Origin of the sequence: Sphingomonas faeni (assembly GCF_023195535.1) — a bacterium.
In the GTDB taxonomy this organism is placed as follows: domain Bacteria; phylum Pseudomonadota; class Alphaproteobacteria; order Sphingomonadales; family Sphingomonadaceae; genus Sphingomonas; species Sphingomonas faeni_B.
This window is the reverse complement of the sequence record NZ_JALPNF010000001.1, coordinates 121,386-136,719: the sequence shown is the minus strand read 5'-3', so window position 1 is coordinate 136,719 and position 15,334 is coordinate 121,386. Positions and strand designations below refer to the sequence as shown.

Below are 15,334 nucleotides of genomic sequence, written 5' to 3'. Positions count from 1 at the left end.
AAGGGGGTATACGGATCGCGATCGAGCAAGCCTGGTCTTTCGCGCCGCCATGATATCCATCGTCGATTAACGATACCGCCAGCCGCCATGCCAGCGATAGCGATGCCCCCAATAGCGGTTGGCATGCCGATAGCCGCGACCGGGGTAGTAGACGCCGACCCGCGGCGCAGGCACGACCACGACGCGCCCTACGCGATTGGGAATACAGCGACCATAAGCGCCGCGGTGAAACCGGGGGCCACAGCCCTGCCGCGCTTCGGTGGGCATGGCCGTCGTGATGGCGGTTCCGACCGCCAGTGCGGCCAGCACGAGCTTTTTCATGAGATACCTCCTGACGTGATCAACGCCGGTTGCGCGGCGTCATGCCGGCTTCAACGACGCAGGACGTCGTTTCCGTCGCGCCTTCGGAGAAAAGGTGTGTTTCTTCATAAGCCAGCCAGCGGACGACGTGACTTTGTCGAGAAGCCCCCCGCTCAGCGCCCGACAATCAGGCGAACGGTGGAATGGATGCGACGAACGCGCACACCATTAAGGAACACGCGCACTGTCATGCCCTAAGGTTGGAGCCACTCTTTGACCGGAACCGACATTTGTCCAACGCCTTGTTTTCCCGCCGTGATCTGATCAACGGCGGTGTCGCCGCGCTCGTGACGGCCGCCTTGTCGGAACGGGTTTCCGCGCGCGCGCCCGAGCGCCGGCTCGTACTGGTCAATCCGCACAACGGTGAGCGCTACGACGCCTGTTTCTTCGCCAATGGCCGCTATCGCGCGGACGGCCTTGCCGAACTCAATCACGCCATGCGCGATTGGCGTACCGGAGCGACGCGGAAAATGGACCCCGGGCTCCTCGATCTGTTGGTGCGGGTCCGCGATCGGCTCGACGTGCCGCCGCGCAAGGCGCTGAAGCTGGTCTCGGGGTATCGGAGCCCGAAGACCAACCGCGCGCTCCATGCTCGGTCGCACGGCGTCGCCAGCAAAAGCCAGCACATGCTCGGCAAAGCGACAGATATCGCGATTCCCGGGGTGCCGCTCAGTCATCTCCGAAGCGCCGCCTTGTCGCTGCGCGGTGGGGGCGTGGGCTATTACCCGAACGACGGTTTCGTGCACATGGATACAGGGGCACTGCGTCACTGGAGCTGAATCGAGCACCTCGCAACAAGCATCGGGCTTTGACGGGCACGGATCACAGGCTTCGAGGTTTAGATCGAGCGGATAACCGATCTGCGTCACGCCGCCGATCGAACGCATGATCTGCTCCACCGCATCCCTGCCCGGCGATAACGAACACATTGCGCGCGGCCATCAGACGCTCATGCGCGGTCCGCACCTGACGCTACAGATCCTGAACTGAAGATCGCGACGTCAGAAGGGCTGCGTCCGGCGTTTCTTTCACGACCGAATCATGCGGATTGGTACATTTTCGACATCGCTTGGGACGGCCGGCCTGTTTTGACTGATCATCAGCCGCACCCTATTCGCCCTTATCCACACGATCGCGCAGCGGGGTATCGTCGAGCGCAGCAGTCGTTCGCTCGACAAGATTTTTCACGTCACCCACGTCGGCGAACAACCGCGCATAGGCGGTGCGGAGCAGCACCGTGCATTGTTCGAATTTCGCGAACTGCGCGGTGCCCTTGTCGGTCAACTGGAACAGGCGTCGGCGTGCGTCGTCGTCATCGGGGCGATCCCGGATCAACCCGAGACTGACGAGCTTGGGTATCTTTTGCATCACGAGCTGATGTGAGTGACCGAGCTCTCTCGCCAGATCCGAGGCCGACGCCGCGCCCAGTTTCGCAAGCACGGTCATGAGCGAACATGAACGCACCGGGATGACGATCCCCCGATCGTCGAACACCGCTTTCGACTGTTCGGCGATCAGTACGCTAAGTCGTTCGACCGTACGGCCGAGAAATGCGACATCGTCGATCGCCGGCGGGTTGGTCCTCCGCTCAGCCAAGGCGTTTGTACGTCTGCATGCTACCGTCCTTGTTCACACGCTCCAGCGCAGTCGCCCTGCCGCGTTCGATCTTCAGCCGATAGCGGAAATCCGACACCCCCTCCACTGCGAACAGGTCCGCGCCAAGCGGCTGCAGCGCAACGCGAAGCCGCGTCCGCCAGACGTAGAAGAGCGTACCGTTTTCCAGAATGATCTCGCGCCCCTCATATTTCCCGACCGCTCTTCGCATCTGGGCGGGATCGACATCGGGCTGGTGGACGCTCGCCGTCAGGGCGGGAAGGAGCCAGGCATAATCCCGTCCTTTTACCGTGTCGGCCTTCGCCAGATTTTCGAACGCGAGCTTATGCGCCAAAGGCAATGCGTCGATCGACGGGCTTTCGATATCGGGCTGCACCCCGGTCCCCTCGAAATCGCCATGATCCACCGGGTCGCGAATCTGACCGATCGGCACCTGCACGAACAGGTCGTCGTCGACCGGTTTACGCGCCACCGGATGCGCGCCGCCCCCGGTCCGTGCGCCGATCAAGGTCGCCCGGCCGAGCTTCTTCATCGCGTAGGACAACCACTCTGCCGACGAGAAGGATGTCGAACCGGTCAGGATATAGAGCGGCGTGTCGACCATGCGCTTGCCGGGCAACCCTGGCAGCACCCATTGCCCGCGCGCGATCCGCTTGCCGTCTTCGTTGTAATCATAATCGAAGAGCAGCTGATCCTTGTCGCCGGGGAAGAAATAGCTCGCGAGAAACTGCGCCATCTCCAGATACCCGCCATTATTGTATCGCAGGTCGAGGATCACCGCATCGCTGTTCTGGACGAAGCGCATCGCCGCCGCGGCAGTATCATAGGCAAGCACCGGGTCGGCGAAATAGCTGAAACGGATATAGCCGATATTGCCGCTCAGGCGGCTGACCTGGTCGAAGCCGAAATTGCTTTCCTCGAGTTTCGCAAGTTCGGCTCTGCCGATCTCGGCCTTGCGCGCCGGCACGTCCTTTGTCCGAAAGTCGGCAACCCATTTCGGATCGACGCCGACGAAGAAGTGCAGGTCGCCGCTGATCTTCAGGAGATCGTCGGTCAGGCGGTGGGCCAGATCGTCCTTGGTCGTGATCGCGTCGTAATCGCCCTTTGCCAGATGATCGCGAAGCACCGGGCCGATTTTCCGGGTCATGTTCGGGAACGCGTAATTTGCCTCCAGCGCGCTGTTCAGCGACGCAACGATCGCAGCCTTTTCGGTCGCGGATATGGCGGGTGGATCGGCAAAGGCGGTCGTCGGACAGAGCAACGACAGAGCCGAGAGTATTGCAAGCGAGGACGGTCGATAGCGCATTTCGATTTGGACCCCTTTGACTAGAAAACGGTATACAACATATTGCGCAATATGTTGCAATACACTTCTTTCGACCTTGGAAGGCGTCTCCGTCGTGTCGCGGATTCGGAGACCCACGGCCGATCGTGCTGAGTGTAGGCGGCTATCATTGCGTCATCGAAATGCCGCCGGCCCGTCATCACGATGAAATGCGCCCGGCCTAGCTGCCCCTTCAGGCCGGGATACCAAGTCGACAACCGTTAGGGGCATCATGAAACACACCACCAGCAGCGCGCTGATTGCGCTGCTCGCCGGCACGCCTGCGCTTGCGCAGACGGCGCGGGACGTTACCCCGTCGTTGCCCACAGATCGGGGCCCAGATCGTACCGCAGATCGCACCGCGGCCGGGACCGCAGATGGCACCGCAGCCGGGACCGCAGATGGCGCGGATACCGAGAACCAGATCGTCGTCACTGGCACGCGTGATCGATCGCGCACCCAGTTCGATACGCTCGCGCCCGTCGACGTCCTGTCCGGCGACGCGGTGCGATCGAGCGTGTCGGGCGACCTGTCCGACACGCTGGCGCAGTTGTTGCCCTCGTTCAACGTCCAGCGCCTTCCTGCAGCGGACGGTCAGGCGTTCGTGCGCCCGGCGAGCCTGCGCGGCCTGTCCGCCGATCAGACGCTCGTGCTGGTGAACGGCAAGCGCTATCACCGTTCCGCACTGCTCGGCACACGCGGCGCGCAGGCGCCCGATCTTGCCGGCATCCCGTCACTCGCGATCAAACGGATCGAAGTGCTGCGCGACGGCGCGTCCGCGCAATATGGCTCGGACGCGATTGCCGGCGTCGTCAACATCATCCTCGACGACACCGTCGGGATGGATGCGTTCGGCCAATATTCCCAATATTACAAAGGCGACGGCAAGGAATATCAGACCGGTGCACGGGGCGGCATCGCGCTCGGCGATCGCGGCACGCTGGCCGTCACCGGCGAATATGATCATAGCGAGGCGACATCGCGTACGCGCCAGCGCCCCGACGCCATCGCCTTCCAGGCGGCCAACCCCACTCTGTCCGTGCGTAACCCGGTTCAGCGCTGGGGCCAGCCCGACGAAGAGCGTATCCGCGGTGCACTCGACGCCAATTATGCGTTCAGCAACGCCGCCAAGCTGTACGTCTTCGGCACGGCGCAAAGCGGCGAAGGCGTCACCGATTTCAACTGGCGCAATCCGGCCGGCACCAGCAGCGTGTACGGCGCGAGCAGCGCGTTTCCGGGCTTTTCGTTCAACAGCGTCTATCCGGTCGGCTTCTCGCCGCGCTTCGGTACGACGTACAGCGACTATCAGGGCGATACCGGTTTGCGCGGCGATCTGAGCGACCGGTTCAGCTACGATCTGAGCGCCGCGTTCGGACGGAGCCGGATCGATTATACGCTGAACGAAAGCCTCAACGCCTCGCTCGGTCCGGCAAGCCCGACCAGCTTCTATCTCGGACGCCTCGAGCAGCGCGAATTCAACCTGAACGCCGATTTCGTCTATCGCCTTCCGGTCGGCACGGCAGAGCCGGTCAACGTCGCGTTCGGTGCCGAGCGTCGCCGCGAAACCTATCAGGTGTCGGCCGGTGATCCCGCATCCTACGCGATCGGTGCGGGCGCGGCGACCGGTCTCGCGCCCAATTCCAACGGCTTTCCAGGCTTCAGCCCCGCGCTTGCCGGTACCTTCGACCAGACCAGCTATGCCGGCTACGTCGATCTCGAATGGCAGCCGATCGAGAGCGTCACGCTGGGGGCCGCCGGCCGCTACGAGGACTTCTCTGCATTCGGCGACACGTTCAACTACAAGCTGTCGGCACGGTTCGAACCGGTGAAGGGCATCGCTGCGCGCGGCACCTATTCCACCGGCTTCCGCGCACCGACGCCGGCGCAGCTCAACACGTCGCAGACCACGCAGGGGCTAGACACCACCACGTTGCAGGTCTTCAATCAGGGCCGCCTGTCGCCCAGCGATCCGCTGGCGATCGCGCTGGGCGCCACGCCGCTGACCCCGGAAACGTCGAAGACCGCGACCACCGGCCTGACCTTCCAGAGCCGTTTCGGCCTGACGGCAAGCGTCGACCTCTACCAGATCGACGTCGACAACCGCTTCAGCCAGTCCCGCACCTTCGCGGTGCCGGCCAATTTTGCGAACCCGCAGCGCTTCACGGCGGTCAGTTATTTCACCAACGACTTCGACACCCGAACGCGCGGCATCGACGCGGTGGTCGGCTATGGCCACCGCGTCGGACCGGGCCGCGCCAATCTGAGCCTCGCCTACAACTACAACCAGACCAATGTGCGCAGCGGTACCAGCGCCGCGATCCCCAACGACACGCAAAGGCGGATCTTCGAAGAGCGCCTGCCCAAGCATAACGGCACCGCGACGTTGGGCTACGACATCGGCGCGCTGTCGCTCCTTGCGCAGGCGCGGTATTACGGCGCCTGGACCGACGTCACCGGCAACGCGACCGGCGAACTGTTCCAGCGCTTCGGTTCGATCGCGCTGTTCGACGTGTCGGCTGCGTACAAGTTCGACGATCATTTCACGCTGCGGGTCGGCGCGGAGAACGTCGCCAACACCTATCCGGACGAGGCGACGAACCAGGCGGTGCGCGGCCTGATCTATTCACGCAATGCGCCTTACGATACCGATGGCGGCCAATATTACGTGCGGATGGGGATGAGCTTCTGATGTCCGGTATCGTCGCGACTGTCATGGACCGCCGCCTGTTCCTGACCGGAGCCGCCGCCGTTGCGGCAGTTCCGGCGAGCGCCTTTCCACATTCGTCGGCGACCGAGGACGACGCGTTCTGGAAGGGCGTGGCGGCACACTATGATGTCACGCGCGAGGTGATCCAGCTCGAGAACGGCAATTGGGGCATGATGGCCCGCCCCGTGCTCCAGGCGTATGAACGCAATCTCGAGCGGGTGAACCGCGACACCAGCTATTATACCCGACGTGGCATGATGAAGGACTGGATGGCCGCGCGCGACGCGCTGGCCGCCACGGTGCGGGTGCCAGCAGAGGAAATCGCCTTCACCCGCAACGCGACCGAGGCCTTGAAGGCGCTGATCCTCGGCTATAACGCACTGACACCCGGCGACGCGGTGCTCTACGCCGACCTCGACTATGACAGCATGCAGGCGTGCATGGATAGCCTGAGGGCGCGGCGCGGCGTGACGGTCGTGAGGATCGCCCTGCCCCAGCCCGCCACGCGCCAATCGCTCATCGACGCCTATGCAGCCGCGATGGAGGCGAATCCGCGCCTGAAACTGATCCTGCTCACCCATCTCAGCCATCGCACCGGCCTCGTCCTGCCAGTGCGCGAGATCGCCGCGATGGCGCGCGCTCGCGGCATCGCGACGATCGTGGATGCGGCGCATAGCTGGTGCCAGCTCGACATGACGCTCGCCGATCTCGATTGCGATTATGTCGGCATAAACTGCCACAAATGGCTCGGCGCGCCGTTGGGCGTCGGCGCGATCCATATCCGGCAGCGCGCGCTGTCGGCGATCGACCGCGACCCTGCCAATCCCGCATCCGACCGCGACACCATCAACGCGCGCATCCACACCGGCACGGTCGATTTCGCCGCGCCCCTGACGATCCCCGCAGCGCTGGCATTTCAGGACACGATCGGCAGCAAGCGCCGCGCCGATCGCCTCGCCGCACTTCGCAATCGATGGGTCGAACAAGTGCGGCCACTGACCGGCATCGAAATCCTGACCCCGGACGACGCCACGCTCCACGGCGGGATCACGTCCTTCCGTCTCAAAGGACAGACCAGCACTGCAGACAATATCGCGGTGTCGAAACGATTGCTCGAGGAATTTCGGATCTTCACCGTCTATCGCGATGGCCCCGCAGGAGGCGCGTGCGTCCGGGTGACCCCCGCGCTGTTCAATACGATGGCGGATATGGATGCCCTGGCCGGCGCATTGAAGAAACTGTGCCAGTAAGTACGCACGCTGCGGAAGATCGACGTGAAGCGGATCCGCTGTCCGAATGGCGACAAGGGGGTGCGCCGCCACGTCGCTTTCCGATACGACGTCGAAGCCGCCATCGAACGTCGTTGGCGCAGTTGCGTTTTCCCTTGGCCCGCCGCATCGAAGCGTTGACGCTGGCGGAGAATATATGTGCGAGCATTCCAGATCGGTCTGAGCGCCCTACTCATCGGATCGGCTCCGGCAGGTGCAGCGATTCAGCCGTCGAGTGTTCCACCTGCCCTCTCCTCTTTCCTGCATAACGGCGTCGTCGAGGACGGCGACTATCGATGGTTGCGCGGGCGGTTTGCCGACGCGACCGATGGCGACAAACAGGCGTTCGTTACCGCTTTGAAGTGGAACGAAGGGTGTGAAAACCAGTCGCGTGCCGCGATGAAGGACCGGCTGGCGGCGATGGGCCAGACCTTCGACCCAGGTCCGGACGTCTATGCTCGGCCTGCACCGTGCCGTCAGTTCGTCCGCCTGCCGATACCGGCGGACGTGACATGGCCGGCCTTTTCCTCTGCGCTCGATCGCGTCCGGCCCTATGCCCTGGGTATTATCCGTGCGACCGCGCTCGTGGAGCGGCAGGTGATCGATCACGGCGCGTATGCCGAGCAGTTGCGCACCCGACCGATGGGGGAGCAGGCATTGCGGTTCGCATGGGTCGAAAGCCAGCGCCACGAGGGGCAAACCGCGACCTATTCGTCGCTCGAACGGATCGCGTACGAAGGCATTCTTCTGCGTGCCCTGGACGATCGCGATCAAGCGAATACGGCATGGCTATCCGCCAAGGTCGCGCATCAAGGCTGGCCGACGCGTTCAACGGTAGGGGACGAGGCATCCAGCGCCGCTTGGCTGCTCGTCCAACATGCGGACACCAATCCTGCCTTCCAGCTGACGGCCTTGCGCCTCATGGCGCCGCTAGCGGCCAAAGACGAAATCGATCCGCGCAATTTTGCGATGTTGACGGACCGCGTCCAGCTCAAGCTGTCTGGTCGACAGCGATACGGGACGCAATGGACCTGCAAGGGCGGCAAACGCGTGCCCCTGCCGCTGGCGACCACCGATGCGGTCACCGACGCTTTGCGTGCGACGGCGAAGCTCGGCTCGCTCAAGGCAAACGCCGCCCAGATCGATACCTTGTACGGGCCATGTCCCCCAGAGGCTTAGGCCCGCGCCATACGACCGACGACCGGACGTTCGCGGTCACCATGTCAATTTCCACGTTCGGTGTTCAGATCGACGACCATAGCGAGATTACGCGAGAGGGTCGGCCGTGGAGGAAACTGGCCCGCGCTCGAAGTTCGACCGTCAGTAGCGGTAGCGCAACTCGGCCTTGCCACCCGGCGGCAGCAGCGGGGACCAGGTGGCGATCCCATCGGTACGGCCGACCTCCTGCGCGTCGGCTTCGATCGCCTGCCCCGCTGCGCCGATCGGCACGTCGAGCAGCACCGGGAACGCGGTGCTGTTGGTTGCGGTTATCGCCGCCTCGTGCGAACCCCCGGCTCCCGGCGCGGTCGCTGCCGGTGCGCGAAGCGGCACTACCGCCTGGGTAAGCGTCACCTGGGTGCTCACGCCGGCTGCAAGGCGAACCGTCTCGCCGATGGTGCGGTCGCCGATCGCTCCCAAACCGAGAAGCAGTCGTGCGCCTGCCCGCTCCGCGTAGAGCGCGGTGCTGCCGGCGGGCAGCGGCACGCCCAAGCCGCCCTGCTTATCGTTTTTCAGCACCAGCACGATCGAGGTTGGCACACCGTCGAGTTGCTGGCCGGGATACACGGCCCGCCGGTAGCGGCGTTCGACCGGCACCGTCTTCTGGACCAATAGAGCAACCTGCTTCTGCCCCCGGGCCGCAACGGTCGTCGGCGTCGGCACGCGATACAGCTTCAGGTCGCCGAGATCCTCGGGCGGCGGTGGTGGCGGCGGCGGTGGCGGTGGCGGCGCAGGTGGTGCCGGCGGCGCCGATAGCGCGAACGACATCACTCGCGACGCGGTTACCACGATCTCCTCGGCCGGCTCGAATTGCGTTTCGCGTAGGTCCGAGGTCGTCGTGCCGAGCGGGTAGCAGACCAGCCGCAGGGCGCCAGCCGCCGCGGGGATCGCCGGAACCGCGACGCGGTTGAGCCGGCCTGCAACGGCCTGAACGTCTGCGTTCGAGAATACCTCTGGATTGCCGTTGGCGAGCGTCAGCCAGGCGAACAGGTCGACCGTTCGCCGGTCGGTGGCCAGCGATGCGACATAGCTCGCGCGCCAGTCGAACCCCGAAGAAAGATAGGACAGCCGGACCGTCACCGTGCGCGCGCTTGGGCTGGTCGTCGTCACGCTCAGCACCGGCTTGCTCGACAGGCTCGCGGGCACGCGGCCAAAATTCAGCCGCTCCGCCAGACCCGAGCAGCGCAACGCCTCGATCCCGGCAGTCGTGCGCAGGATGACACCCGGTGTCGGGCCTGCGACGATCGTCGCGGGTTCATTCACCAGCCGTCCGGTCGCCTTGTCGGTGCGGGTCAGCGTCACTTCGCGACCAAGCGTGCCATCGACCAGCGAGGCCGGTGACAGCAGGCGGGCGTCGCGGTTCTTCTCGATCGTGCCGCCGGGCAGGCCGTCGACGATGGCGCTGACCGGCACGATTCCCTCCGCCACGCCCTCGAAGCGGAGCACCGCGGGTCCGCGTGGCAATCGCACCCGGCGCGTTTCGGTCACCAGCGCAAAGCCGCCGAGATACTGAAGGTTGATCGCCCCCCTGCCATAGGGCGAACGGTACACCGTCAACGCAACGCGATCGGGCGCCGACGAGGTGACAATCGTCTGCGCCCCCGCCTCGCCCGTCAGCAGCATCCCTGACAGCAGCAGGACCTCCAGCAGAAGCCAGGGCAGGCTCCGCATCAGTAGCGGGTATCGAAGGTCGCGGTTACCGTCGCGCTGCCGTTGGCCGGCACCAAAATCTGCCACGCCAGCGTGCCGGCGTCCCGGCGCTCTCCCTTGGCGCTGTCCGCGACGACGCGCACGTCGCCCCAGTCGAGCCCGCCCTGCAAGAGTTCCACCGTCACCGGCCGCGCGCGCGCGTTGGTCAGCGTGTACCGCATCGCCGTGCGCCAGCGGCTGTCTCCCTGTCGCGTGCGCAAGACAGTGGTGGGCTGCACCTTCACGTCGAACGCATCGCCGGTGGGAAGTGCGATGGTCGATCCCTGCGGGGTATGCTCGATACGGTTCTCGCCCGTGAACTGCGGCTGGCCACGCGCATCGCGGACGTATACCCGCACCACCCCAGCCGGCAGCGCGTCGCCAAGGCTTGCCGCTCCCGAGTTGCTGAAGCGCAGCACCGACTGCGCGCTGCGCGGCTCATCCGAACTGCCGAGCCAGCCATTCTCGAACCGGTAGCCAGCGCTTGCGGCCACGCCCTTCGCGTCGAGAAAGCTGACCTGCTTGGTCTGTTTGTCGGCGATCGTGGTCCGCTCGGCCAAGGGGTATAGATAAAAGTCACCGAGTTGCTCGCGCGCGCTGCTTTCGGTCCCGGGCCGGGTCGTCGTCATGCGGCGGCGGCGTGGCGCGTAACTGCCGTTCCCGTCATCGTCGGCGCTGCCGACCTCGCCGGCGACCAGCAACGTCCTGGCGTTGCCGAACGTCGTCCCGCTGGTGTTCTTCAGCGTCACCCAGCCCTGGACGTCCACCTTCCCGCTCTTGTCGTCGAACAGCGCCACATAGTCGGCGCTCCAGCCCAGCCCACGGCTCAGGTAGGAGAGTGTCTCCGGCCGCGATCCCGCGCGCGTACTGGCGAGCGTCACCGACAGCGTCGGACGGGCTCGCAGCGCGTCGGGCACCCGGTCGAAGATCGCGCGCACCGGCAGTCCGTCGTCACGAAGCACTTCGACATGGCCGCCGACCTCGATGACGACACCGCCATTGACCGCCAGCACCTTCGCACGGTCGCGAGTCTCCGCACCGGTAGCGGGATTGGTACGCACCAGCGTGATCGTCTCGCCGACCGCTTTCTCCATCAGGCTCGACGGGCTCAGCAGATCATAGTCGAAGTTCTGCTCGACGATGGCGGCATCGGGCACCGTCAGCGATACCGTCTCCGGCCGGATCGATGCACTCACGTCGGGGAAGCTCTGCCGTACCCGCCCGTTCGGCAGAGACAGCGACCGTATGTCCTGCACCAGCGCGACGTCGTTATTGTAGATCGTGACCGACACGTCCCCCTGCGCGGTACCAGCAAGGGGGTTATCGGCAGGGGCCGGCTGCTGCTGCGCGGTGGCCGCCGATCCGAGCAGCACCGCGAGCCCATACGCTCGCCAGATGTTCTTGCGCACGCGATTCTCCCCTGATTGCACCGACAATGACGCGGTCGGATCAGAAGGGCAACGCGGCAGTGCCGCCACCACCGGATCGCGGGAACGACAGAGGCTCTTTATAGTCCGATGCGCAGTCGCTTCGGACGAGCCCATGCTGCCAAAATCGCCGACACGGCCTCGCCAATCGAGACGGCGCGTAATAAGCCTCGACGATGCGCATCGCGATCATCGACACGAGTACCACGCGTGCTGCGATCATTTCGGACGGCCTGCGAGAGGCGGGGCTCGACGATCTCGTGGTGATCGATGGAACGATCGGGATGGTCGCCGCGCTGGAGAAAGCCGCGCCGGAAGTGGTGCTGATCAACCTCGAAAATCCGAGCCGTGACGTACTCGAGGAGTTTTTCGCGGTGTCGCGCGCGCTGGCGCGGCCGATCGCGATGTTTGTTGACCAGAGCGATGCGGAGTCCACGAACGCCGCGGTCGATGCGGGCGTGTCGGCGTACATCGTCGACGGGCTCGCCAAGCAGCGAATCAAGCCCGTCATCGATCTCGCGATCCGGCGGTTCCAGGCTTTCGCGCGGTTGCAGGCGGAGTTGCATGAAGCGCGCAGCGCGCTGGCCGATCGCACTACGATCGACCGCGCCAAGGCGATCGTCATGAAGCGCCGCGGGATCGACGAACCGACCGCGTATGGCCTGCTGCGCGCGCAGGCGATGCGATCCAACCGCCGGATCGCCGAGATCGCCGACGCAATCATCACCAGCGACGCACTCATGGGAGATTTATGATGGCGCTCGACCGGGTCCGCATCGGCTTCCTGCCGTTGGTCGATGCGGCACTGCCGATCCTTGCGCGCGAACGCGGGTTCGCGGAGGCCGAGGGGCTGGAGATCGAGCTGGTTCGCGACATGACCTGGGCGACGGTGCGCGACCGGCTGTTGTACGGGCATACCGACGCAGCGCACATGGTCGCGCCGCTGGCGATCGCGACGGCGCTGGGACGTGGGAGGCCGGCGGTGGCGATGGCGGTGCCGTTCGTGCTGGGGCTGAACGGCAATGCGATCACGTTGTCGCTGCCGCTCGCGGCTGAGGTGCTGGACGGGGATGCGTTGGGCGATCCCGTTTTGCTCGGCGCGCGGTTGAAGGCGGTGGCGGTCGCGCGCGCCGCGGCGGGGCGGCGGTTGCGGTTCGGCGTAGTCCATCGCTATTCGAGCCATAACTACATGCTGCGCTACTGGCTCGCTGCGGTCGGCATCCGACCGGATACCGATGTCGAGATCGTCACGACCAGCCCGACCTTCGCCGCCGATGCGTTGGCGGCGGGCGAGGTCGACGGTATCTGCGTCGGCGAACCGTGGAACGGGGTGGCAGTCGATCGCGGGGTCGGGCGGATCGCGCTGGTGACGGCGCAGGTCTGGCGGCGTGGGGTCGAGAAGGTGCTGGCGATGCGCGAGACTACGCTGGTCGAGCGCGGCGACGTCGTCCACCGACTGATCCGCGCGCTGCACGCTGCGGCTGCGCAGTTCGTCGATCCAGGCACGCTTGAGGCGAATGCGGCGATCCTGTCTCGCCCAGAGTATCTCGATGCGCCGGTCGATGCGGTGGCGCGCGCGATCGGCGACCGGGTGCGGCTGGTGAAGGATGCCGTGCCGATCCACGTTCCCGACTTCATGTTCCAGTACCGCGAGGCGGCAAACTTCCCGTGGCGCAGTCAGGCGGCGTGGCTGTATTCGCAGATGGTGCGGTGGGACGGTACGCCGTTCTCGGCCGAGGAGGCGGATATCGCGCAAGGGGTGTTCCGACCGGACATTTACCGCGCCGCGCTGGCCGGGTCGGGCGCGCCGTTGCCCAATGCGAGTTCGAAGCTGGAGGGGGCGATCGGCGCGGACGGCATCGGTGCGGGGTCTACGCAGGGGCGGTTGATCCTTGGGCGCGATGCGTTCTTCGACCGGCGCGCGTTCGATCCAGATGATATCGAGGGATATCTGGCCGGGTTGCCCTGACGGCAGGCGGCCCTGCACCTCCTTGTTCTCCCGCGAAGGCGGTAGCCCAGTCTGGGTCCCCGCCTTCGCGGGGAAACACGGTAGGGGAAGGCGATAATTTAGGCGCCAAACCCAAATCTGCTGCACCCGCGAAATGACGCTTGCGCAATGGGGCCACTTCGGTCATCTTCGCACCGTCCGGCAAGGGAGTCGGACACGAAATCATCGCGAGACCGGTTCCAATGGCGGGACCTGACCGCGTAGGGCGATCCACCGATCGTCCATAGGCAACGAAGCCGCTCCGATGCGTCCGCAAGGTCGCCGTCGGGGCGGCTTTTTCTTTGTCCATCGCAGATGGGGGACCGACCATGTTGTTCGCATCACCGGGTATCGACACCACCGCGCCGAAAGCCACACGGATCGACCTGTTCAGTGCCGCCACGCCGCAGATGCGCGCGTTCCATGTCACGTGGCTCGCGTTCTTCGTCTGCTTCTTCGCATGGTTCGCCGCCGCGCCGTTGATGCCGCTTATCAAGACCGAGTTCGGGCTGAGCAAAGACCAGATCGCCAACATCAACATCGCCGCGGTCGCGGTGACGATCGTGGTGCGGCTGGTGGTCGGTCCGCTCTGCGACCGGTTCGGGCCTCGTCGTACTTATACGTGGCTGCTCCTACTCGGTGCGATCCCCGTATTTGGGCTGGCGTTCGCGCAGACTTATGAGACGTTCCTGTTTTTCCGGCTTGCAATCGGCGCAATCGGCGCCTCGTTCGTCATCACCCAATATCACACGAGTGTGATGTTCGCGCCGAATGTCGTCGGCACCGCCAACGCGACCGTCGGCGGGTGGGGCAATGCCGGCGGCGGCGCGGCGCAGAGCCTGATGCCGCTGGTCGTCGCTGCGCTGATCGGGCTCGGCGTCGAGCACGTCTGGGGATGGCGCGCGGCGATGTTCGTGCCGGGCGTCGCGATGGTCGCGATGGCGTTCGTCTATGCGCGCTACACGCAGGACACGCCGCAGGGCGACATCGTCGACCTCCGGGCGGCGGGGGTCGAACTCGACGGCGGCAAGGCGACGGGCATGGCGATCTTCCGCCGCGCCGCCGCCAATTACCGCACCTGGATGCTCGCCGCGACCTATGGCGCGTGCTTCGGGGTGGAGATCTTCATCCACAACATCGCGGCGAGCTATTATGTCGATCGGTTCGGTCTGTCGCTAACGAGCGCCGGGCTGGCGGCGGGGATCTTCGGTGGGCTAGCGCTGTTCGCCCGCGCGCTCGGCGGGATCGCCAGTGACCGGATCGCGCTTAAAAAGGGTCTCGATGGCCGCGCGCTGCTGCTGTTCGCGCTGATGCTCGGCGAGGGTATCGGGCTGGTCTTGTTCGGCAATGCCGGCAGCGTGACGCTCGCGATCCTGGCGATGACGATGTTCGGGCTGTTCACGCACATGGCGTGCGGCGCGACCTATGCGCTGGTGCCGTTCATCGACCGCAAGGCGCTGGGCGGGGTCGCCGGGCTGATCGGCGCAGGCGGCAACATCGGTGCGGTCGCGGCGGGGTTCCTCAACAAGGCCTCGGCCACCCCGCAGCAATGCCTCATCGTGCTCGGCTACATCGTTGCGGGCACGGCGGTCTGCGCTCTGGCTGTCCGCTTTTCCGCGACGCACAAATCGGACGAGCGCGCGCTGCTCGACGCGGCGCTCGACGCGCGGCGCAACAGCGACCGCTCCGTGAACGGGGCGCTCCCCGCGTGACCCTCCCTTCCCCGGCTCCAACCCGACT

At 65.3% G+C, this 15,334-nt stretch carries 12 protein-coding genes; 7 read left to right on the top strand and 5 right to left on the bottom strand.

What is annotated here, in order from left to right:
* Positions 1-66: 66 nt before the first annotated feature.
* A complete protein-coding gene (locus SPHN_RS00575) occupies positions 67-321 on the bottom strand; it encodes a GCG_CRPN prefix-to-repeats domain-containing protein (RefSeq protein ID WP_248520547.1) in 255 nt (84 codons plus the stop codon).
* Between the two features lie 182 nt (positions 322-503).
* Here SPHN_RS00575 and SPHN_RS00570 point away from each other — a divergent pair, with 182 nt between their 5' ends.
* Positions 504-1,139: a DUF882 domain-containing protein gene (locus tag SPHN_RS00570; protein ID WP_248520546.1), complete on the top strand. Its 636-nt coding sequence runs from the start codon at positions 504-506 to the stop codon at positions 1,137-1,139.
* A 331-nt stretch (positions 1,140-1,470) separates the two neighbouring features.
* On the opposite strand, the gene SPHN_RS00565 is transcribed toward SPHN_RS00570, so the two are convergent.
* Both SPHN_RS00565 and SPHN_RS00560 read right to left on the bottom strand, forming a co-directional pair.
* On the bottom strand, positions 1,471-1,956 hold the full coding sequence (locus SPHN_RS00565) for a MarR family transcriptional regulator (RefSeq protein WP_248520545.1): 486 nt from the start codon (positions 1,954-1,956) through the stop codon (positions 1,471-1,473).
* The gene (locus SPHN_RS00560) at positions 1,949-3,235 is read right to left on the bottom strand and encodes a S41 family peptidase (protein WP_248520544.1); all 1,287 of its coding nucleotides are present in this window, start codon (positions 3,233-3,235) and stop codon (positions 1,949-1,951) included. Before SPHN_RS00560 ends, SPHN_RS00565 begins: the two co-directional genes overlap by 8 nt.
* A 295-nt stretch (positions 3,236-3,530) precedes the next feature.
* Between SPHN_RS00560 and SPHN_RS00555 the strand changes: the two genes are divergently transcribed.
* From SPHN_RS00555 to SPHN_RS00545, 3 genes are all read left to right on the top strand, one after another.
* The gene (locus SPHN_RS00555; RefSeq protein WP_248520543.1) at positions 3,531-5,987 is read left to right on the top strand and encodes a TonB-dependent receptor plug domain-containing protein; all 2,457 of its coding nucleotides are present in this window, start codon (positions 3,531-3,533) and stop codon (positions 5,985-5,987) included.
* Positions 5,987-7,255, top strand: a complete 1,269-nt coding sequence (locus tag SPHN_RS00550; protein WP_248520542.1) for an aminotransferase class V-fold PLP-dependent enzyme — start codon at positions 5,987-5,989, stop codon at positions 7,253-7,255. Before SPHN_RS00555 ends, SPHN_RS00550 begins: the two co-directional genes overlap by 1 nt.
* Positions 7,256-7,432: 177 nt before the next feature.
* The gene (locus SPHN_RS00545; protein WP_248520541.1) at positions 7,433-8,452 is read left to right on the top strand and encodes a DUF6624 domain-containing protein; all 1,020 of its coding nucleotides are present in this window, start codon (positions 7,433-7,435) and stop codon (positions 8,450-8,452) included.
* 141 nt (positions 8,453-8,593) lie between these two features.
* Here the strand turns inward: SPHN_RS00545 and SPHN_RS00540 are convergent, their stop codons facing one another.
* Both SPHN_RS00540 and SPHN_RS00535 read right to left on the bottom strand, forming a co-directional pair.
* Positions 8,594-10,162, bottom strand: coding sequence for a DUF4139 domain-containing protein (locus SPHN_RS00540; protein ID WP_248520540.1), 1,569 nt, complete (start codon positions 10,160-10,162; stop codon positions 8,594-8,596).
* Positions 10,162-11,553: a DUF4139 domain-containing protein gene (locus tag SPHN_RS00535; RefSeq protein WP_432715041.1), complete on the bottom strand. Its 1,392-nt coding sequence runs from the start codon at positions 11,551-11,553 to the stop codon at positions 10,162-10,164. Before SPHN_RS00535 ends, SPHN_RS00540 begins: the two co-directional genes overlap by 1 nt.
* Positions 11,554-11,783: 230 nt before the next feature.
* On the opposite strand from SPHN_RS00535, the gene SPHN_RS00530 reads away from it, so the two are divergent.
* The 3 genes from SPHN_RS00530 to SPHN_RS00520 all read left to right on the top strand — a co-directional run bounded on the left by SPHN_RS00530 (position 11,784) and on the right by SPHN_RS00520 (position 15,306).
* Positions 11,784-12,362: an ANTAR domain-containing response regulator gene (locus SPHN_RS00530; RefSeq protein WP_248520538.1), complete on the top strand. Its 579-nt coding sequence runs from the start codon at positions 11,784-11,786 to the stop codon at positions 12,360-12,362.
* Positions 12,362-13,576, top strand: coding sequence for a CmpA/NrtA family ABC transporter substrate-binding protein (locus SPHN_RS00525; protein ID WP_248520537.1), 1,215 nt, complete (start codon positions 12,362-12,364; stop codon positions 13,574-13,576). Before SPHN_RS00530 ends, SPHN_RS00525 begins: the two co-directional genes overlap by 1 nt.
* 347 nt (positions 13,577-13,923) lie before the next feature.
* On the top strand, positions 13,924-15,306 hold the full coding sequence (locus SPHN_RS00520; RefSeq protein WP_248520536.1) for an MFS transporter: 1,383 nt from the start codon (positions 13,924-13,926) through the stop codon (positions 15,304-15,306).
* Positions 15,307-15,334 lie beyond the last annotated feature (28 nt).